We start from the raw sequence: 20292 nt of genomic DNA on the forward strand, positions 1-20292 counted from the left end.
TTAGACCGGCGGCGGAGCAGGGAAAAGCCTCAATTAGACTCAGTTGGTCCAGGCGAATGCGACTTTATCGAGCGACTTGTGCCCGAATTTTTCGGAGGAACGGGCTACCATCCGGCCGCCGAGCGCGCGGTAGAATTCCGTCGCCGGATCATTATCCGAAAGCGCCCAGATCACCATGCTCTTCAGCCCGCTCTGCATCAGGTCGCGCCGGGCTGATGTGAACAGGCGGCGGCCGAAGCCGAGGCCCTGGAATTCGGGCCGCAGATAGAGCTCGTAGATCTCGCCTTCGAAATGCAGGCTGCGGGCGCGGTTGCGGCCGTAATTGGCGTAGCCTGCGACCTTGTCGCCGAACACCAGCACGCTGACGCGGCTGCCCTTGCGGATCGCGCTGTCCCACCACTGCGGGCCGCGACGGTTAATGAGCTTCTCGAGCTCCGCGCCGGGAATGATGCCCTGATAGGCAGAGCGCCAGGCTTCATCATGCGTAGCCGCTACCGCGGCTGCGTCCGCAGCCTTGGCCGGTCGAACCTCGATCAGGGTTGTGCTCATGACCCAATCAAAGCAAGTCAGCGGGCCGGCTTCAAGGTCCATCGTTAATTATCGGTTAACCTGTGGATTTTCTGCATCAGTTACGCGATCATATGTATCGAAAGAGGACAAGGAGGCTGTCGTACCAATCCTTCGCGGGCGCCATGACAAGGAAATGGTTGCCAAAATCATCGAAGGCAGCGCTTTCGCGAATTTCGTTCACGGAAAAATGCACCGGATTTGATTCGCCGGCGGTATTCTGTTGGCGATCTCGAAAATGCGCCCTCCTTCGGCTCGATCAGGCCAGTTCATGCGTCCCCCGCCCGCGCGATTTGCGCTGCTTCTTGTTGCCGCGCTCGGTGTGAAAGCCGCGACCGCGCAGCCCGGTCTTGGCGCGCAAGGATCTGAAGGTGAGCCGCATCGGCTGCAGCAGTGGCGAGTGCCTTCTTCCGATCCCGGTGCCACCGCGCGCGCCGTGCTGTTCAGACCGCCGGGCGATGGACCGTTTCCACTTGCGGTGATTGCGCACGCTACCACCCAGAACGTCTTGCGACGGGCGCAGATGCCGCAGCCCGAATACCGCGCGCTCGCCGCCTGGCTGGTGGGGCGCGGCTTTGCCGTGCTGGTCCCGGAGCGGTCCGGCCATGGCGCGGGCGGAAAATATCTCGAGGACCAGGGCGGCTGCGACGAGGCGGACTATGCGCGGGCCGGCCGCGCCACGGCGGATGAGATTGCCGCCGCGATCGGCCTGTTGCGCCAACAGTCCTTCATCCGGCCCGAGGGCGCGGTCGTGATCGGCCATTCGGCCGGTGCCTGGGGCGCGCTGGTGTTGGCCGGTGATGATCCCAGCAATGTCGTCGCCATCATCGCATTCGCGCCGGGGCGCGGCGGACATGCCAATGATCTACCGGGCAAGGTCTGCGCGCCGCATACGCTGATTTCAGCCGCCGGCGAGTTCGGCAAGGCCGCGCGCACGACGGTGACCTGGCTGGTGGCTGCCAATGACAGCTATTTTCCGCCGGCATTCTCCAGGCAATTGGCGGATGCATTCCGCGCCGGCGGCGGCAGGGTCGATTTCCACGTGCTGCCGGCCCATGGCAGCGAGGGGCACTGGCTGGCGGAGACCGCGAGCGGCGTCGCGCTTGCCGACACTGAGCTCGACCGCGCCTTGAAGGCGCGATCCGCGGCGGCGGGGAAGAAGCGATGACGCTGTATTTCCTCATCAAATATCTGCATGTGCTCGGCGCCATCGTCATTCTCGGCACCGGCGCGGGTACCGCGTTTTTCATGCTGATGGCGCTTCGCAGCCGCGACGTGGCGTTCATCGCGCGCACGGCGGAGACCGTCGTCATCGCCGACATGCTGTTCACGCTGACGGCGGTGCTGCTGCAGCCGGTGAGCGGGGCCGCGCTGATGTGGCAATCCGCCACCGCATGGAGCGAGCGCTGGCTGATCGTCTCGCTCGCCCTCTATGCGGTCGCCGGGTTGTTCTGGGTGCCTGTCGTCTTCATGCAGATCGAGATGCGCGATCTCGCGCGCAAGGCGGCCACGCACAATCAGGAGCTGTCTCCCCGCTATTTCGCACTTTTCCACCGCTGGTTTCTGTTCGGGATTCCCGGGTTCGGTTCGGTCATGGCTATTCTGTGGCTGATGATCGCCAAACCGTTCTAGACAGCCATGAACGCCGACATCAGAAAAATCCTCGTGCTCGGCGCTTCCGGTTTGATCGGTTGCTTCATTACCCGTGACCTGCGCATCCGTGGATTTCCGGTGGTGGGCGTCGCCCGCAAGCTGCCGGCCTTGCAGAAGACCGGCCCGCACGATCTCGAACTGCCGCTGATGTCGATGGATGCGGCCGCGCTGACGAAGCTGATCCACGACCATCGCATCGACATCGTCGTCAATTGCCTTGGCGTGCTGCAGGACGGTCCGGGCAGTGACACCGCCGCCGTGCATTGCGATTTCGTCAAGCGGCTCTCGCACGCGATCAAGGGCAGCCGCCGTGCGATCCGCCTCGTGCACGTCTCGATTCCAGGTACGGCCGAGACCGACCAGACCAATTTCAGCACCACCAAGCGCGAGGGCGAGCGGCTGATCGAGGAGTCCGGCGTCTCCTACACGATCCTGCGGCCCGGCTTCGTGGTGGCGCTGGCGGCCTATGGCGGCAGCGCGATGGTGCGCTCGCTCGCGGCCTATCCGTTCGATCTGCCGGATGACGAGCAGGCGACGCCGTTCCAGCCGATCGCGATGGAGGACATTGCTGCGACCATCGCCTGGCTCGCGTCGCGCAATCCAGGCGAGGCGAACGGCGAGACCTGGGACCTGATGCAGGCGGAGCCGGTCACGCTTGGCGGCGTGATCGATCACTTCCGCCAGGCGCTCGGTACCCGCGAATGGCCGCGCATCGCGATGCCGGCGTTTCTGCTCGATTTAGGCGCAAGGCTTGGCGATCTCGCCAATTTATTCGGCTGGATGCCGCCGATGCGGAGCACCGCGATTGCCGAGCTGCGCCGCGGCGTCAAGGGCAACCCCGCCGGATGGATCAGCGCCACCGGCATCACGCCCAAGACGATCGCAGAGATGGCCGCGCAGCGTCCGGCAACCATTCAGGAAAAATGGTTTGCCCGGCTGTTTCCGATTAAGGCGCTGATCATCGCAAGCCTCGTCGTGTTCTGGGTGGTGTCGGGTTTCATCGCGCTGCTGATCTCCTATGACGCGGCGGCGGACATCCTGCGCAGCCACAACTTTCCGGCCTGGCTCGTCGACCCCATCACCGTCGGCACCAGCCTGATGGACATGAGCATCGGCGTATTGATCGCGTTCCGCCGCACCTCGGCATTCGGCCTGATCGCGGGTATCATCGCTTCGCTCGGCTATATGTTTGGTGCGGCGATCCTGACGCCGGATCTCTGGATCGAGCCGCTGGGCGCGCTGGTGAAGACGGGACCTGCGATCGTGCTGATGCTGGTGGCGCTGCTGACGCTGGATAATAGATAGCGTTTCCGGGCGAAGTGGGAACCGGTTCGCGAAGGAAACGCGTCAAAACAAAGAATGTGCATGAACAGCTGGCCCGACGATGACGTGATCCTCTACGACGGCGTCTGCATCTTCTGCTCACGCTGGGTGCGCTTCGTTGCAAAGCGCGATGTAGCGCGCAGATTCCGCTTCACCCCAATCCAGTCAGCCTATGGCACGAAGCTGGCGCAGACGTTCGGCATCGATCCCGATGATCCCGATACCAACGCCGTCGTACATGGCGGCGTGGCGTGGCTGAAGTCCGACGCCGCGCTGACGGTGCTGAGCCAGTTGCCGCGCTGGGGCTGGGTGCGCGTGCTGTTCGCCGTGCCAAAGCCGCTACGCGATGCGATCTACAGCCTCATCGCGCGCAATCGGTATCGGATCTTTGGGAAGTATGAGCAGTGTTTTGTGCCCGATGCGGAGATGCGGGCTCGGGTGATGGAATAGAGGAAATTGCCTCAACCGTCATTGCGAGCGCAGCGAAGCAATCCATTGTGCGGCTCGGGGATATTGCTTCGCTTCGCTCGCAATGACGGGGAGAGATCAGCGCTTCTTCAACGCAGCCAACACTTCCCTCGCCGCTCGCTCGCCACTATCCCGCGCCCCATGGGCAGTCGTGAAAAACTCCGGCGAGGTCGCTTCGCCGGCGAAGAACAACCTGCCATCGACGGGGGCGGCCAACACCGCACGGTCGCCCGCGTGGCCCGGCAGCGCGTGCGAGTACGAACCGCGGGCGAACGGGTCGTGGGCCCAGCGCGATTCCGCGAGCGGCTTCAGCCTGCGGCGGAAATCATTGCCGAGGAAGGACACGATCTCGTCGATGCCTGCCGCGGCGAGCGCGCCGTCGCCGGCGTCCTCCAGCGATTGCGCGAAGCGGCCGCCAAAAAAGCCCTCGATGCAGGGCTGGCCGAACGGGCGGATGTGATAGGTGCCCATGCCGGTGCGCATGGTTGCGCCGCGCAGATTGCCTTCGACGGGCAGCGCCTCGGGCTCGGCCAGCGCCAGCGTTATCTTGTCGGCAAGGCCGAGCGGCAGGCCGCGCGCGGCGTCGACCTTTGCGGGCAGAGCGGGCTGAAAGCGAATCGTTTCATCCGCGATCAGGTTGGTCGGCACGGTGACGATGATCTTGTCCGCCTCCAGCGTGCCGCGCGCTGTCTCAATGCGGATGCGCTTTGCGGAATGATCGATCAGTGTCACCGCGCAGTTGAGCGCGACCGGACATGAGGCGCCGTAGGCCGCAACGAGGGCGCCATAGCCACGGCGGACACGCCAGTTGATGTCGGTATCCTCATAGGCTTCCATGTCGAGGATCGAGACCTGGTCGAGCTCGCGGCCGTTCACATAGGTCGAGATCGCATCGATCATCGGATTCCAGCGATTGCCGGGCTCGAGATAGAGACTGGCGGCGCAGTCGCGGCCGGTCTTGACCGCCTCCGCCGCGGCTTGTCCGGCGCGATTGTAGAAAGCGTTCAGCGCATCGATGAAATCGTCACGATCGGCTTGCGGAAACGCCTCGCCATAGGCGCGCTCGCGCCAGGGCGGCAGCGCCCGATTGATCTCGAAGCCAAGCTCTTCGGCGATTGCGACGAACGAGTTTCTATCAGCCGAATGCAGCCAGCCGCAGCCGACATCGAAGGTGACCTCGGGCGAGGCCATGATGGTATGCGCCCGGCCGCCGAGGCGGTCACGCGCTTCCAGCACGATAATGGAAAGGCCTGAATCCCTCAGCGCATTGGCGGCGCCGAGGCCGGCGGCGCCGGCGCCTATGATGGCGATATCGACGGAAGAGGGCAGGGACGTCATGCGGCAGGCTCTAGCACGTTCGGCGACAGCTCTAAAGCTACCCGCGCACAACCGTCGTCACCCGCGCAGGCGGGTGACCCAGTATCCAGAGACGTCAGTGATTGAAGGATAGGCCGCGGCGTGCTGGATGCCCCGCCTTCGCGGGGCATGACGAGTAGCGGAGGGGCGCCTACGCCACCGCTTCCTTGGCCTTCTCCGCGCGCTTGCGGTCGTTGGCGTCCAAGAACTTTTTGCGCAGGCGGATCGACTTCGGGGTCACCTCGACCAGCTCGTCGTCCTCGATATAGGCCAGCGCCTTTTCCAGCGTCATCCGGATCGGCGGCGTCAGGCGCACCGCTTCGTCCTTGGAGGTGGTGCGGATGTTGGTGAGCTGCTTGCCCTTGAGCACGTTGATCTCGAGATCGTTGTCGCGGGTGTGCTCGCCGACGATCATGCCCTTGTAGACCTTCCAGCCCGGCTCGATCATCATCGGGCCGCGGTCTTCCAGCTTGAACATGGCATAGGCCACCGCTTCGCCCTGATCGTTGGAGATCAACACGCCGTTGCGGCGGCCCTGGATGTCGCCCTTGTAATTGGCATAGCCATGGAACAGGCGGTTCATGATCGCAGTGCCGCGGGTGTCGGTCAGCAGTTCGCCCTGATAGCCGATCAGGCCGCGGGTCGGCGCGTAGAACACCAGCCGCAGGCGGTTGCCGCCGGACGGGCGCATCTCGATCATCTCGGCCTTGCGCTCGCTCATCTTTTGCACGACGACGCCGGAATGCTCCTCGTCGACGTCGATCACGACCTCCTCGATCGGCTCCTGCCACGCTCCGGTGGCTTCGTCCTTCTGCAGCACGACGCGCGGACGCGAGACGGAAAGCTCAAAGCCTTCGCGGCGCATGGTCTCGATCAGGATCGCGAGCTGCAATTCGCCGCGGCCCGACACTTCCATAGAATCCTTGTCGGCGGCTTCGACCACGCGCAGCGCGACATTGCCTTCTGCTTCGCGCATCAGGCGGTCGCGGATCATGCGGCTCGTCACCTTGTCACCCTCGGTGCCGGCGAGCGGCGAGTTGTTGACGATGAACGACATCGAGACCGTCGGTGGATCGATCGGCTGCGCCTGCAGCGGCGTTTCGACCGTGGGATCGCAGAAGGTGTCGGCGACGGTGCCCTTGGTCAGGCCCGCGATGGCGACGATGTCGCCGGCTTCGGCTTCATCCAGCGGCGTACGCTCGATGCCGCGGAAGGCGAGGATCTTTGTGATGCGACCCTGCTCGATGGTCTTGCCGTCGGCGCCCAGCACCTTGACCTGCTGGTTCGGCTTGATCGCACCCGAGGTGATGCGGCCGGTGATGATGCGGCCGAGATAGGGGTTGGCCTCGAGAATGGTGCCGATCATCCGGAACGGGCCCTGTTCGACGGTCGGCGGCGCGACATGGCGCACGATCAGGTCGAACAGCGGCTGCATGCCGGCATCGTGCGAGCCATCCGGGCTGTCGGCCATCCAGCCCTGCTTGGCCGACCCGTAGAGGATCGGGAAATCGAGCTGCTCCTCGCTGGCGTCGAGCGCCGCGAACAGGTCGAACACCTCGTTGATGACTTCGGTCGGGCGCGCGTCGGGGCGGTCGACCTTGTTGATGACGACGATCGGCTTCAGCCCGACCTTCAGCGCCTTGGAGACCACGAACTTGGTCTGCGGCAATGGACCTTCGGCGGCGTCGACCAGCACCAGTGCGCCATCCACCATGTTGAGGATGCGCTCGACCTCGCCGCCGAAATCGGCGTGGCCGGGGGTATCGACGATGTTGATGCGGGTATCCTTCCACTGCACCGAGGCGGCCTTGGCCAGAATGGTGATGCCGCGCTCGCGCTCCAGGTCGTTGGAGTCCATCGCGCGCTCCGTCACCTTCTGGTTTTCGCGATAGGTGCCGGATTGCTGCAGCAGGCGGTCGACGAGAGTAGTCTTGCCGTGGTCGACGTGGGCGATGATGGCGACGTTACGAAGGTTCATGGCTCTTCTTCTGGTCGTGCAATGGTGGACGCGCGATCTCGCCGGAAAGCCGGGATCCACTGTTCCGAATCGCGCTGCTCAAACCCTGGAATACTGGCGCGTGATGACGCTTCTTCGAATCGTCATCCAGCTCCATCTCTTTCTCTTTTGTCGAGCATGATCTCGGGACAAACGCGTACCGCGTTTGTCCCGAGGGAAAACCGGTATCCACTTTTCCGGATCCATGCTCCGGGGGCGCTTTCCCCCCCAAAAAGGAAGCCCGGCCAAAAGGACCGGGCACACCTTACGCGTTGCGGCGCAATATATTCGGAAAACGCCAAAAAACAATGGTTTGTTTGCCATTTGGTTAGCCGATTTGGGCCAGGCGCGGCCTCAATTGTCCTTGCCGGGTTCGGGATAGATTCCCCGCAAAACCTCCTCAAAATGGCCCTTCACGGCCTCATTGCAGCGGCAGGAGCGGTTTCGCAGCCCTTCCGCGTTGCGGATCACGATCGAGCCGCGCCGGGTCTCGAGCGTACCCTCCGCCTTGAAGGTCTGGATGACCCGGCTGGTGTAGGAGCGGCCGACGCCGAGCAGGGTCGCCAGCTGCTCATGCGTGAGCGGCACGGTGTCGCCGTGATCGGTGCGCTCCATCGCCGAAATGATCCATTTGGCCGTGCGCTGCTCGATCGAATGGATCGCATTGCAGGCGGTAGACTGGAAAATCTGCGCCAGCATGCAGTCCGCATAGCGCGCGAAGACGTTGTTCAGCGAGCGCGATTTGGCTTTGGCGGCATCGAGCTTGTTGACTGGCAGCCGAACGAAGGGCCCGGCGAACTTGACGATGATGCGGGTATAGGCCGGGAGGTTGCCCTGGCTGACGATGCCGCCGACCGCGCCCTCGCGTCCGATCAGGATGGTCTCGACGTCGCGGCCGTCCTCGTTGGCGACCATGTAGGAGACGAGGCTGGGGCCGCAGGGAAAATGCACGGTCTCGACATTGTCGCCGGGGCTGTAGAGCAGATCATTCGGATCGCTGTCGGCGGCGACAAGGTGCGGGGCAATCAACGCGAAATCGGCGTCATTCAAACGGCGCAGCAGGTTGTTGAACGGCCGTACGCCGGCCGTGCCGTTTCGTCGCGTGAGCATGAAAGTTCCCTTGTCCCTCCGAGCGACAATAATCGGTCTGCCTCCCGCGATATGTGCACAAGTGGACAGACGGTAGAACGTTCGTGTGGTGGTTTCAGTTCCGGAACCGGCGGATGCGCTTTGCGAAGGCGTCAGCCCTCAGCCGAAATTTCCGGGACCTCGGCCCGGATCTCCGAAACAAGCTTCAGACCTGGAACTTGCGAGACATGGACCCCGCCTCCCATGACGGCATGCCAATTGACGTCCTGGTCGTCGAAGACGACCCGATCATCGCCCTCGACTTCGAAGACACGATCCACGGTTTCGGTGTGAAGTCGGTGCGGATCGCCGCCACCGTGGCCAAGGCACTCGAACTGATTGAAGACAAGCCGCCGCAATTCGCGCTGCTCGATGTCGGGCTGATCCGCGAGGAGAGTTTTGCCGTCGCCGAGCGGCTTGAGACGCTTCAGATTCCCTTTGCCTTCGTCACCGGCTACGGCGCCGATGCGATGCTGCCGACAGCATTCGCGACCAGGCCGCGGTTGCCCAAGCCCTGCTCCACCGACGCGCTGCGGGCGCTGCTGACGAGCCGCGGCATCAATTCCTGAACGGCAGCGGCGATCTGCGAGGGTTACACCGGTTTCGGGTCGAGCGTCGTTGACCACAACGCAACGTCGGTGCGGTCGCGCAAGGTCACGGTCATCTGCCCGCTGGCGCCGTCGATCCGGACATCGCCGAAGAACTGCATGCCGGCCGACGGCGGCAGGTTCTGCTTGCCGGGCCCTGGCGCCTTGATGAATTTCACCTCGGGGCCGAACGTGTTGTCGAGTTCGTTCGGACCAAATGTGCCGGCGTGCAGCGGGCCGGCAACGAACTCCCAGAACGGGTCGAACTCGGCAAACTGCGCCTTGTCGGGATTGTAGTAATGCGCGGCGGCGTAGTGCACGTCAGCCGTCAGCCACACCGTGTTGATGACACCTGATGTCTTGATGAAGCGCAGGAGATCGGCGATCTCCAGCTCGCGGCCGCGCGGCGGGCCGTCGCTTTGCGCTACCGCTTCCGAGCCTTTCTTGTTGGTTGCATCGTCATAGACGATGATGGAGAGTGGCATGTCTGACGCGATCACCTTCCAGGTGGCGCGTGAATTGAGCAAAGCGCGCTTCAGCCAGGCGAGTTGCTCGGGGCCAAGAAAATACGCTTCCGGGCCGTATTCGGTCTGCTGGTTCAGACCATTCGGGCCGCGATAGCTGCGCTCGTCCAGCATGAAGACGTCGAGATGCGGACCATAGCTCAGCGTGCGGTAGACTCGCCCCGGCTCGCGGATGCTCTCGCGCGTCGGATACATTTCGTGGAACGCGCGGGCTGAACGCGCGGCGAGTAGGCTGATGCTGCGTTCCTTGTAGGTCGCCGGCAATTCCTTCGATAACGACCAGTTGTTGACGACCTCATGGTCGTCCCACTGCACGAAGACCGGCACCTCGGCATTGAAGGCGCGCAGGTGCTCGTCCATGAAATTATACTTGTGCGCGGCGCGGAATTCGTCGAGCGTTTCGGCGACCTTTGCCTTCTCCGGGATAGTCACGTTCTTCCAGACCTTTCCGTCGGGCAGCGTCACCTCGCTCTTGATCGGACCGTCGGCGTAGATGGTGTCGCCGGAGTGCAGCAGAAAATCCGGGCGATGCCTGCGCATGGTGGCGAAGGTGAGCATGCCGCCGTCCTCAGGGTTGATGCCCCAGCCTTGCCCCGCGACATCGCCGCCCCAGACAAAGCTGATGTCGCGGCGGTCGGCGGGCGCGGTACGGAAGCGTCCGACGACCGGTTCGCTCATTATTTCCGGATGCGAGAGGTCGCGGAATTTCACGCGATAGAAGATATCCTGGCCGGCCGGAAGATTCTCCAGCAGCATTTTTGCGGTGTAGTCGCTCTCGGGGAGCGCCGCGATCGGCGGCAGGGCGCGGACCTTGGCAAAGGATTCGGTGGTGGAGACCTCGACCAGCATTTGCGAGGGACGGTCGGCGCGCGACCACACCACGCCGCTGTCGATGCTCACATCGCCGGACTGCACGCCCGATGTCACGATCGGCCGGTCGGCGGCGCGGCTGAGATAGGGCATTGCGATGAGGCCGACGGCGCTGGCGCCGGCAGAGGCGAGGAAACGCCGCCGCGAGATTCCGCAAAGACCATTGCGGGACGTGCTGCGAGGAATTTGGAACCTCATGCGGGACCTCTTCAGGATCGGGCGCGGATGCGATGATAGCACCGCCAGACCTAGAAGGAATTGATGACGGCCCGATTACCGCCGTCGCCGTTCAGGCGTTGCCGGCGGCGCGAAATTGCGCGCTCGCCCGTTGCAGGTTCTGCGGCATGCTGAGGAGCAGCGCCTTGCGGTCGGCGACCGCGTTGTGAAACTGCTCAATCGCGATGTTGAACGCGGTCAGCGTGCCTTCCTCGATCGCGCCGTGCTCGAAACATTGCAGCGTGTCGCGCAGAATCGCGTCCGCTTCCGCCTGCATCTGGTCGAGCTCGTCCATCGAATCGCATTGGCGGGCGGCGGTGAGCATGTCGAGCAGCCGGTCGCGCTGCGAGGTGTTGACGCTGCGATCGTCCTTCTTGAGATAGCCGGCGAACCAGGCGCCGGCGGAGCCCATCGCCGACAGCGCCATCAGGGCCCACCAGATGTAATCGCTGTAGCGGTCGAGAAAGGTCTTCTCCTCGCCATCGACGAAGGCGGCGGCGCCGGGATGAACCGGGATGGTGGCGTCCTTATCGGTGTCGGGCGTCTCGATCTTGGCCGCCAGCGGGAATTCGTTTTTCAGGTTCTGGCGGACCGCAAACAATTGCCGCGTAAAGACCGCAACGGTCGATTCCGCAATGCCTCGGCGTGCCACGATGTGGTGCGCAAAACTGATGGTCTTGACCTCTTCCTCGGGCCGGCTCGGCGCGCTGCCGAATGTTCCGGCCGGGATCTCGGAGGCTTCGTAGGCGGGATGGTTCTGCGCGATGGCTTCCGCGGAATCGATTGCGAGGAATTTCGGCGCGCCGCCCTCGCGCGCCGACGCGGCGATCGCGTCCGCCGTGATCTTGCTGTTGACCGGTCCGGCGGCGAGATAGGCGTCGGCCTTCTGGTTACGGATGGCCTCGGCAGCCTCATTGGCGGGAAACTGGATGATCTCGACCTTTGCCGGATCGACGCCATATTGCCGGAGGATCACCTTGAGCAGGTTGACGTTGGCCTGGGTGCGGCCGACGACGCCGATGCGGCGTCCCGTGAGCTGGCCGATCTTGGTGATGCCAGGTGCGGCCTTCTTTCCCTTTTCCTTCTTGGCGGCAGACGCGACCCACAGCACCACGACGTTCTTGCGCAGCGTCGCCACCGCCTGCGCATTTCTCGGCACCTCGAGGTCACCGCGAATGATGGCGAGATCGACCTTGCCATCGCCGAGCAGGCTGGCGCTCGCGAGCGCGCCGTCGGTCTGCACCGGCCGCAGCCGGACCAGGCTGTTGCGCTGGTTGTTGAAGGCCTGCGCCAGGTTCTGCACCACCTTGAGGTCGTCGCTGTTGGCGGGGCCGACCGCGATCCGCAAGGTCACGGGCCGCATGGCAAAATAATAGCCGGCGACCAGCGCACCGACGATGGCCAGTACGCCCGCGAGCGTGATGAATGTCAGCCGTCGTTTCGCTGAGCGGGGCGAGGGTGGGACCGGCATTTCCGGAACGAGAGGGCCGTCGCTCATCAATCCCTAGAATCGTTGGAGGTGCAGTTCCACTGCCGGCGGCACGCTTCAATTGGGATAACCTAGCAAAATCTCCCGCTTAACCATCATTACATCTGCGTCATGGTTACCAGCCGTCCCCAGCGGCCGTTGCGAGCCGGCCTCGGCCAATTTTAGGCAGGATCCCCCGCGCGGCTTTCGGTGTTAGGGTTTGAGACGGTTCTGAAACGGGAGGCGAACATGGCGGAGCGGCTGTCGGCGGAGGCACGGAAATCGGCGCTGGTGGAACTTTCCGGCTGGGCCGAAACGCCGGGGCGCGAGGCGATCACGCGGACCTTCACCTTCAAGGATTTCAACGAAGCGTTCGGTTTCATGTCCCGCGCCGCGCTGGTGGCGGAAAAGAACGACCATCACCCGGAATGGAAGAACGTCTACAAGACCGTGGAAGTGGTGTTGGCGACCCACGACGCCGGCGGCGTAACCGGGCGCGACGTCGATCTTGCCAAGGCCATGAATGCGATTGCGCGGCAGCTCGGCGTCGCCTGAGCCGGCGTTGCCAGATACTTGCGCCGCAGAGGAAACATCCCCAATTGTTCCACGGGGCGTTCTCACGCGAAGCGGTTCGCGTGAAGGACATAATGGAAGCGGAGAGCCGGCATCCATGCCGGAGCCCTGAGGGAGCGCCGCAATGGCATCGTCCGATCACACCGCGGGTTTCGAGCCGGCCGACCGGTTGGCGCAGGACCGCGAGAGCGTGCGCCGGCGCTTCTGGATCAAGTTCAAGCAGGTGGTGGCGCAGCTTCCATTCGCCGAGGATCTGCTCGCAGCCTATTACTGCGCCTTCGACAAGGAGACGCCGCGCCATGTTCAGGCGTCGCTGCTCGGCGCGGTGGCCTATTTCATTCTGCCGTTCGACTTCATGCCCGACATGCTGCCCTTGCTTGGCTTTACCGACGATGCAGCCGTGCTGGCGACCGCCATCCGCATGGTCGCAGGTCATATCACGCCGGAGCATCGCGAAGCCGCCCGCGCGGCGCTGAAGCGCGGGATTGACGCCGAGACGGGCGAATAGCCAACATCGTATTGGCAGACGTAAAAACCCCGTTCCGAAGCATTCGGAACGGGGTTTTCGGTTTTCGTCGCTTTGATGAACCGGCCGCTGCTAGCGTTGAGCCGGCGCCTGCACCTTTGCACTTCGCTCGGCTTCCCAAGCCTGGAACTGCTTGAACAGGGCCTCCCTGTCCGCGTCCGACTTGACGCTCGCCGCGGTCGTCGGGCTCTGCTTCAGGAATTCATCGAACCTGGCGCGCGACACCGCCTCGATGTTGTGGCTCTTGAGCCATTGGTCGGCGACCGGCAGGCGCTGCCAGTCCGGCAGCGGCGCCGACAGCGACACTTCCTTCCACTTCGGATGGAATGGCGGGTTCTGGAAGGTCGGAAACTTCGTGAAGAAGGCGTCCACGAACTGGGCAAGCTTGCGGTAACGGTCGGTGTTGGGCGCCCAATTATAGGCCGCGAGCACCGCCGGCACCGCAATCGTGTCGACCTTGCCCCCTTCCGGGATCAGGTTGGGATAGTCCTTTGAGGTTAGCACCGCCGGCAGATAATCGCCCTGCAGCGGCCGCGAATAGTCGACCGGGACGAGATGGAAGCGGTTGTCGTTGAAATTGCTGACCGACTTGTACGGCTTGCCGCCGACGGCGATGACCGCGTCAATCTCGCCAGCCCGCATCTTCTCCATCGCGATGCGCTGCTCGATGTAGACGAAGTTCGGCTTGATGCCGAGCCGCTCGAACACGACGGCCGCGGTCACGAAGGTGCCGCCGTTGGGAAGATCGACGCTGACCCTCTTGCCGTTGAGCTGGTTGATGCTGGTCACCGATTTCGACGCGATGACGTACATCTCTTCGTTGTAGAGCTTCGTCACATAGGTGAACTGCTTCTTGATGTCCTTGGCGAAGCCCTTCTTCTCGAGATAGTCGAGCGTGTCGGCGCGCACGATGCCGAGGTCGACGCCCTGCAGGAACAGGATGTCGGCGACGCTTTGCACAGAGCCGCGCCCGACGATGGGGAGTACGCGCAACTTGTTTCCATCGTCGAGCACGGAAGCAAGGTCGGCGCCAAACTGCACATAGGTGCCGCCGATCGTCCCGGAAATCAGGGTGACCGTGTTGGCGTTCAGCGCCTGTTTGGTGGCGACGGAGCCGAACTGAAAAATCGCCTTCAGGCTTTCACTGACCTTGGCCGGGTCGTATTCCGTTTCTGCGGCCTTAGCCGCGGTATTGCTGCATGCCACTGTCATGGCAAGCAATGCCATTCCCAGGAAGTGTCGCATGGGTTCCTCTGTTTGCGCTGGTCAAAATAACTTCTGCAGTATTGGCCCAAATGCGATGCGATTCGGATGAATCGTCATCGCGCTTTAGGTCTTTGCTTGAACATGATCTCTTCGGAAAACCGCTTCACACTTTTCCGGATCATGCGCTAGTTCAGCTGGCCGAGCCTTCGCTTAGCATCGGTCGAGCCCATCTGGGCGGCCTTCTGGTACCAGACCTTCGCCGCCGCGGGGTCGGGCGTGACGCTCCGCAGATCCTGGCTGCCGAGCACCTGCGGATCATAGGTTCCCGCAAGCATCAATGCGGCTTCCGGCTCCTGCGCGTCCGCCGCGCGTTCGAGCAGCAGCCGGGCCGAGGTGATGTCGCCGATCGAGAGCAGGCTCTTCGCGCGATTGAGCAGCGCGGCCAGTTCGTCCGGATCGATGCGCCGGACCGGAGGAGCCGCCTCACGCGGGGCTGGAGCCGGTTCGCGAACCACTGGCGCGACCGCAGCAACCGCAGGCGCCGGATTGATCGCCGCGACGACTTCGCGGGATGCCTCGCGGGCCGCGGCCTCGGGCACTGCAACCTTGCCCTTCAGCGCGGTCTGATAGGCTGCGGCAATTTCGTCGCGCGTCGGCGAGGCCGAAGCCATCGCGTTCGCCACCGACGTGCGGCGGGCCGCGGCGAGCTCGGCTCCGGTCGGTTCAGCGGCAATCGGCGGCGCAGCAACGCGCGCGGGCATTTGTCCGGGGTCCGGCACGGCCGCGGCGAGCTCGGCCGGGGGCGGCGCGCTGCCGCCACCACCGCTGCCGCCGAGAGAAGCGTTGAAGATGACGGCGCGCGTTGAATCAATCGAAAACAAGGCGAGAACGGCCGCGATGGCCGAAACCACTGCGACACCGGTGATGATGCGGCCGGCGCGCGGCTTCCTCAGCCCGCCACCGCTGCCAAACCTGCCGCTGCCGAAGGTATATTCCGAAAGCTGCTGGTGGGACTCTTCCTCGTAATTGGAGAGGAAAAGCGGCACCTCCTCGTGCGGCGGCAGCTCCTCGGGCAGGACCTCGGTCCGCTCGAACGACAGCGCAAAGGGCTGGTCGTACTGAGGCTCTTGATACCGGGTCTGCGGCTCGTACCGGAGCTGTTCGAATCGAGATTGCTCGGCCTCATACAGCCGCGGATCGCTGATGGCTTCGTCGAACCTGTCGAACGGATCCCTTGCCTGAACCGGCCTGTTATTCTCCGACATGATGATGCTTCCCCACTACTGAACGCAACGACGGGCGTCCCCCCGTACATTCTTCTTGCTCTTGTTGATGTACAGGAGCCCCTTCACCACCCCTAAGGTCGCACACGGATTGGGTTTAAAAAACGACGGCCGACGCTCGGAATTAGGAAATTTTTTGGTATGATTAAGGCGCACAAGCGGTATGGGGGGCTTTCGAAACACGTATTATTACGGGGAAAATATCTTGTGAGAGCAATTTTCGGAACAAAATGCGGGGCTTGCGGCCGGCCGCGCGCACGGGATGGCCGTTTCGCCTCCGCGGCGCGCCATCATTGAGCAAATATGGCGAATGATGGAACCCAGTTCAGGGGTGCAGGATTACTTTGCCCATGGCCTTGCGCCCGGCGAGCACTTTCAGCGCCTCGGCGGTTTGCGCCAGCGGGAAGGTGCGGTCGACATGGGAGGAGATTTTGCCTTCAGCCGTCCACTTCACCAGCTTTTCCAGGTTGGCGCGGTTCTTCTCCGGATTGACCCTGGTCCACGCGCCCCAGAACACGCCTCTGATATCGCAGCCTTTGAGCAGCGCGAGGTTGAGCGGCATCTTCGGGATGTCGCCCGCGGCAAAGCCGATCACCAGGAAGCGGCCTTCCCACGCGATCGAACGCAGCGCGGCTTCTGCATAGGTGCCGCCGACCGGATCGAAGATGATGTCGGCGCCCTTGCCGCCGGTGAGCCGGCGCAGGCCCTCTTTAAGGTCTTCCTTGCTGTAGTTCAGCGTCAGCTCGGCGCCATGCGCCTTGGCGAATTCGAGCTTCTCGTCCGATGACGCGCAGGCGATCACCTTCAAGCCCATCAGCTTGCCGAGTTCGCAGGCCGCAAGGCCGGTGCCGCCGGCCGCGCCCAGCACGGCGAGCGTCTCGCCCGCCTTCGGGCTGGCGCGATCTTCCAGCGCATGCAGTGCCGTGCCGTAAATGATGATGATCCCGGCGGCGCGGTCGAAATCCAGATTATTGGGAATTTTCACGATCGAGTTTGCCGGCAGCGCGATCTTCTCGCGCGCGCCATTATGGCCGCAGGACGCCACCACGCGGTCGCCGACTTTCAGGTCGGTGACCCCGGCGCCGACGCTTTCGATCACGCCGGCCACTTCGGCGGCGGGCGAGAACGGGAACGGCGGCTTGATCTGGTACTTGCCCTGGATCATCAGGATGTCGAAGAAATTCAGCGCCGCGGCCTTGATCGCGATCACCGCCTGTCCGGCCTCGGCGACCGGATCGGGCACATCAGTCAGCACGAGATCGTCGGGTTGGCAATATTGCGAGCAGAGAATGGCTTTCATGGGCGCACCTGATTTCGGACCGTCAAGAAATGCTGGCAGCTTCATGCCGGATTTGAAGCCGGGCTACAATCCGATTCGAGGCATAGCCTCATGGTGGCTGGAGGATTCAAACGATGTTTGAAAAAGGCTTGCTGGCGGGAAAGCGGATATTGGTCACCGGCGGCGGCTCCGGGCTCGGGGCCGCGATGGGACATCGCTTCGTCGAGCTCGGCGCCGAGCTGATCATCTGCGGGCGTCGGCGCGAGGTGCTGGAGCAGGCGGCCATGCGGCTGCGCAGCGAGCTCGGCGGCAAGGTCGGCACGATCGGTTGCGATATTCGCGACGGCGCCGCCGTCGAGGCCATGATGGACGAGATCTGGCGCGATGCGCCGATCGACGTGCTGGTCAACAACGCCGCGGCGACCTTCATCGCGCAGACCGAACATATGTCGTCTCGCGCAGCGGATGCGATCCTGGCGCCGACACTGCACGGCGCGATGTACTGCACGCTTGCGGCGGGCCGGCGCTGGATCGACGGCAAGCACAAGGGTGTGGTGTTGAGCATTCTCTCGACGTCGACGATCACCGGCCGCGCCTTCACCGTCCCATCGGCGATGGCGAAATCCGCCGTGCTCGCGATGACCAAGAGTCTTGCGGTGGAGTGGGGACCCAAAGGCGTGCGCACGGTGGCGATCGCGCCGGGCGCGTTTCCAACGCCGGGCGCGTCGGGCCAACTCCGTCCCGAAGGCCGCGATGCAAGTTGGGCGGAGCGCAATCCGCTCGGCCGTGCCGGCGAGCATCGCGAGCTTGCCAATCTTGCCAGCTTTCTGATTTCCGATCAGGCCGGTTACATCAATGGCGAGATGGTGGTGCAGGATGGCGGCGCGCACCTGCGCAGTTCAGGCGCCGAGGATCTCCTGCAATGGACCGATGCGCAGTGGCAACAGCAGCGCGAGCGAAGGTCGAAAAATTAATACAGAGGTTGACGCCGGCGATTGACACAAAGCGCGCGCTTTTGATTCGCTGGAGGGACCCGGGACGAAGCGTCGCCGCGACGGTGACAGTGATGTAACTGCCTTCCCAAGAAAGCATTTCCCGGCTATCCATCGCCGGCGCGCGATGCGCCCTCGGGCCATCTTCCAGTCACAATGATGAGGGAACCAGTTGTCCGTGTTGCGAATACTGACATTTCTGGTTGCTATTGCGGTGTTGTGTGGGGCGACATCCCTCGCACAGGCACAGAGCCCTGCTCCGAAGAACGCCAAGGATGCTGCCAAGGCGGCGCCTGCGCCGGCACCGGCTGCAAAGAAGCCGGAACCGGCGGCGACGGCAGCGGCGGGTGGCGCCGAGCCGACGTTGATCGGGCAATACGGCACCTGGGGCGCCTACACGGCGACACCGAACGGCCGAAAGGTTTGCTTCGCGCTGGCAAAGCCGTCGTCATCGAAAACCAATCCGCCGAATCGCCCGCGCGATCCGGCCTACGCATTCGTCTCGACGCGTCCGGCGGAGAAGGTCTTCAACGAAGTCTCGATCATGATCGGCTACGCGCTGAAGCCGGGCTCGGAATCCTCGCTCGAGGTCGGCGGCGCGGCGTATGCGATGTACACCCAGGGCGACGGGCTCTGGATCAAGAACGCGGCGGAGGAAGAGCAGATGGTCAGCGCCATGCGCAAGTCCGCCGAAGTGGTCGTCAAGGGCGTGTCGGCCAAGGGCACCGAGACCACCGACGTCTTCTCGCTGAAGGGGCTGTCCCAGGCGCTCGACCGCCTGGCGCAGGATTGCAAGCGGTAGGCCGCTTTAAGCTCAAAATGCCGTTGTTTGCGGGCCCCGGAAGGCCTATTTGAAGCTCCAGTAGGGTGGGCAAAGGCGCGCAGCGCCTGCCCACCATTTTGATGTGGTGGTGGGCACGTTGCGCTTTGCCCACCCTACGCCGCCCCCAACGATCTCGTGTGAGTCAATGACGCTTTCATCTTCCGTGGCGCCGCTGGAGAAGGTTCCGCTCGAAACCTATGTGCCGCCGGCAAAGCCCTCGCTGATCGGGCTGTCGCGCGCCGAGATCGCCGAGCGGCTTGGCGAGATCGGCGTTGCGCCGGCGCAGCGCAAGATGCGCACGCAGCAGCTCTGGCACTGGATGTATTTCCGCGGCGCCAAGAGCTTTGCCGAGATGACCAGCGTTTCCAAGGACATGCGCGCCGAACTGGAGCAGCATTTTACCGTCGATCGCCCGGAAGTGGTTGCCGAGCAGATCTCCAGCGACGGCACCCGCAAATGGCTGCTGCGTCTGCCGAGCGGCGATGCGCTGCAGAAGGCGCATGAGGTCGAGTGCGTTTATATTCCCGAAACCGATCGCGGCACGCTCTGCGTCTCCTCGCAGGTCGGCTGCACGCTGAACTGTTCGTTCTGCCACACCGGCACGCAGCGGTTGGTGCGTAACCTCACCGCCGGCGAGATCGTCGGCCAGGTCATGGTGGCGCGCGACCGTCTCAACGACTGGGCCGATCGCGATACGCCGGGCGGCGGCCGGTTCGTCACCAACATCGTCATGATGGGCATGGGCGAGCCGCTCTATAATTTCGACGCGGTGCGCGATGCGCTGCTCATTGTCGCCGACAATGAGGGCATCGGCATTTCCCGCCGCCGCATCACGCTGTCGACCTCGGGCGTGGTGCCGAACATCATCCGCACCGGCGAGGAGATCGGCGTCATGCTGGCGATCTCGCTGCACGCGGTGCGCGACGAGCTGCGCAACGAGCTGGTGCCGCTGAACCGGAAATATCCGATTCAACAATTGCTGCAGGCCTGCCGCGACTATCCGGGCTCCTCGAACGCGCGCCGCATCACGTTTGAATATGTCATGCTCAAGGGCGTCAACGATTCCCTTGATGACGCCAAGCTGCTGGTCAAACTGCTCAAGGGCATTCCGGCCAAGATCAACCTGATCCCGTTCAATCCGTGGCCGGGCTCGCGTTACGAATGCTCCGACTGGGAGCAGATCGAAAAGTTCTCCGAATACATCTTCAACGCCGGCTACTCGTCGCCGGTGCGCACGCCGCGTGGCCGCGACATCCTTGCCGCCTGCGGCCAGTTGAAGTCGGAGACCGAAAAGCTCTCCGCGCGCGAGCGCCAGGCGCTGCGCGCCATGGCGATGACGGATTGATGGGCGGTCGCCGCATGCCATCCCGTCATTGCGAGGAGCAACGCGACGAAGCAATCCATCTCTCCGCGTGTGGAGACGTGGATTGCTTCGCGGAGCCTGTCATCCGGCG

General features: G+C 63.5%; 20 protein-coding genes. 11 read left to right on the forward strand and 9 right to left on the reverse strand.

Going from position 1 to position 20292, the window contains the following annotated elements; genetic code table 11:
• Positions 1-39: 39 nt before the first annotated feature.
• Positions 40-549 carry a GNAT family N-acetyltransferase gene (locus QA643_RS01465; RefSeq protein ID WP_283031441.1) on the reverse strand — a complete coding sequence of 170 codons (510 nt, stop codon included), beginning with the start codon at positions 547-549 and terminating at the stop codon, positions 40-42.
• A 289-nt stretch (positions 550-838) separates the two neighbouring features.
• On the opposite strand from QA643_RS01465, the gene QA643_RS01470 reads away from it, so the two are divergent.
• From QA643_RS01470 to QA643_RS01485, 4 genes are read left to right on the forward strand one after another with little or no spacing between them, the layout of a single operon-like run.
• On the forward strand, positions 839-1735 hold the full coding sequence (locus QA643_RS01470) for a prolyl oligopeptidase family serine peptidase (RefSeq protein ID WP_283031442.1): 897 nt from the start codon (positions 839-841) through the stop codon (positions 1733-1735).
• Positions 1732-2199 (forward strand): DUF2269 domain-containing protein, encoded by a 468-nt coding sequence (locus QA643_RS01475; protein WP_283031443.1) that lies wholly within the window; start codon positions 1732-1734, stop codon positions 2197-2199. Before QA643_RS01470 ends, QA643_RS01475 begins: the two co-directional genes overlap by 4 nt.
• A gap of 6 nt (positions 2200-2205) precedes the next feature.
• Positions 2206-3525, forward strand: coding sequence for an SDR family oxidoreductase (locus tag QA643_RS01480; RefSeq protein ID WP_283031444.1), 1320 nt, complete (start codon positions 2206-2208; stop codon positions 3523-3525).
• 60 nt (positions 3526-3585) lie between these two features.
• Positions 3586-3993 carry a thiol-disulfide oxidoreductase DCC family protein gene (locus tag QA643_RS01485; RefSeq protein WP_283031445.1) on the forward strand — a complete coding sequence of 136 codons (408 nt, stop codon included), beginning with the start codon at positions 3586-3588 and terminating at the stop codon, positions 3991-3993.
• A gap of 96 nt (positions 3994-4089) precedes the next feature.
• On the opposite strand, the gene QA643_RS01490 is transcribed toward QA643_RS01485, so the two are convergent.
• Positions 4090-5349, reverse strand: coding sequence for an NAD(P)/FAD-dependent oxidoreductase (locus QA643_RS01490; protein ID WP_283031446.1), 1260 nt, complete (start codon positions 5347-5349; stop codon positions 4090-4092).
• 169 nt (positions 5350-5518) lie between these two features.
• On the reverse strand, positions 5519-7345 hold the full coding sequence (gene typA / locus QA643_RS01495) for a translational GTPase TypA (protein WP_283031447.1): 1827 nt from the start codon (positions 7343-7345) through the stop codon (positions 5519-5521).
• Between typA and QA643_RS01500 the strand changes: the two genes are divergently transcribed.
• Positions 7344-7505: a hypothetical protein gene (locus QA643_RS01500; RefSeq protein WP_283031448.1), complete on the forward strand. Its 162-nt coding sequence runs from the start codon at positions 7344-7346 to the stop codon at positions 7503-7505. The genes typA and QA643_RS01500 overlap by 2 nt on opposite strands.
• A 212-nt stretch (positions 7506-7717) precedes the next feature.
• Here QA643_RS01500 and QA643_RS01505 read toward each other — a convergent pair whose 3' ends face one another.
• Positions 7718-8473, reverse strand: coding sequence for a Crp/Fnr family transcriptional regulator (locus QA643_RS01505; RefSeq protein ID WP_283031449.1), 756 nt, complete (start codon positions 8471-8473; stop codon positions 7718-7720).
• Between the two features lie 206 nt (positions 8474-8679).
• Here QA643_RS01505 and QA643_RS01510 point away from each other — a divergent pair, with 206 nt between their 5' ends.
• Positions 8680-9060: a response regulator gene (locus QA643_RS01510; protein ID WP_283031450.1), complete on the forward strand. Its 381-nt coding sequence runs from the start codon at positions 8680-8682 to the stop codon at positions 9058-9060.
• Between the two features lie 23 nt (positions 9061-9083).
• Here the strand turns inward: QA643_RS01510 and QA643_RS01515 are convergent, their stop codons facing one another.
• Together QA643_RS01515 and QA643_RS01520 are read right to left on the reverse strand one after the other, a co-directional pair.
• Complete coding sequence (locus QA643_RS01515; protein WP_283031451.1) at positions 9084-10670, reverse strand: alkaline phosphatase D family protein; 1587 nt, start codon at positions 10668-10670, stop codon at positions 9084-9086.
• A 91-nt stretch (positions 10671-10761) separates the two neighbouring features.
• Entirely contained in the window at positions 10762-12159 is a 1398-nt protein-coding gene (locus tag QA643_RS01520; RefSeq protein ID WP_283035081.1) for a TAXI family TRAP transporter solute-binding subunit, read from the reverse strand.
• Between the two features lie 246 nt (positions 12160-12405).
• Here QA643_RS01520 and QA643_RS01525 point away from each other — a divergent pair, with 246 nt between their 5' ends.
• Together QA643_RS01525 and QA643_RS01530 are read left to right on the forward strand one after the other, a co-directional pair.
• Positions 12406-12711: a 4a-hydroxytetrahydrobiopterin dehydratase gene (locus tag QA643_RS01525; protein ID WP_283031452.1), complete on the forward strand. Its 306-nt coding sequence runs from the start codon at positions 12406-12408 to the stop codon at positions 12709-12711.
• Positions 12712-12853: 142 nt separating this feature from the next.
• On the forward strand, positions 12854-13237 hold the full coding sequence (locus QA643_RS01530; RefSeq protein ID WP_283031453.1) for a YkvA family protein: 384 nt from the start codon (positions 12854-12856) through the stop codon (positions 13235-13237).
• 90 nt (positions 13238-13327) lie between these two features.
• Here the strand turns inward: QA643_RS01530 and QA643_RS01535 are convergent, their stop codons facing one another.
• The 3 genes from QA643_RS01535 to QA643_RS01545 form a co-directional block, all read right to left on the reverse strand.
• Positions 13328-14500, reverse strand: a complete 1173-nt coding sequence (locus QA643_RS01535; protein ID WP_283031454.1) for a TAXI family TRAP transporter solute-binding subunit — start codon at positions 14498-14500, stop codon at positions 13328-13330.
• A gap of 146 nt (positions 14501-14646) precedes the next feature.
• Positions 14647-15726, reverse strand: a complete 1080-nt coding sequence (locus tag QA643_RS01540; RefSeq protein ID WP_283031455.1) for a hypothetical protein — start codon at positions 15724-15726, stop codon at positions 14647-14649.
• Between the two features lie 343 nt (positions 15727-16069).
• Complete coding sequence (locus QA643_RS01545) at positions 16070-17044, reverse strand: NADPH:quinone oxidoreductase family protein (RefSeq protein WP_283031456.1); 975 nt, start codon at positions 17042-17044, stop codon at positions 16070-16072.
• A 113-nt stretch (positions 17045-17157) separates the two neighbouring features.
• Here QA643_RS01545 and QA643_RS01550 point away from each other — a divergent pair, with 113 nt between their 5' ends.
• The 3 genes from QA643_RS01550 (at position 17158) to rlmN (ending at position 20183) form a co-directional block, all read left to right on the forward strand.
• On the forward strand, positions 17158-17997 hold the full coding sequence (locus QA643_RS01550; protein WP_283031457.1) for an SDR family oxidoreductase: 840 nt from the start codon (positions 17158-17160) through the stop codon (positions 17995-17997).
• A gap of 190 nt (positions 17998-18187) precedes the next feature.
• The gene (locus QA643_RS01555; RefSeq protein ID WP_283031458.1) at positions 18188-18817 is read left to right on the forward strand and encodes an invasion associated locus B family protein; all 630 of its coding nucleotides are present in this window, start codon (positions 18188-18190) and stop codon (positions 18815-18817) included.
• 166 nt (positions 18818-18983) lie between these two features.
• Entirely contained in the window at positions 18984-20183 is a 1200-nt protein-coding gene (rlmN, locus tag QA643_RS01560) for a 23S rRNA (adenine(2503)-C(2))-methyltransferase RlmN (protein WP_283031459.1), read from the forward strand.
• Positions 20184-20292: the final 109 nt, after the last annotated feature.

Source organism: Bradyrhizobium sp. CB3481, from assembly GCF_029714305.1.
GTDB lineage: Bacteria > Pseudomonadota > Alphaproteobacteria > Rhizobiales > Xanthobacteraceae > Bradyrhizobium.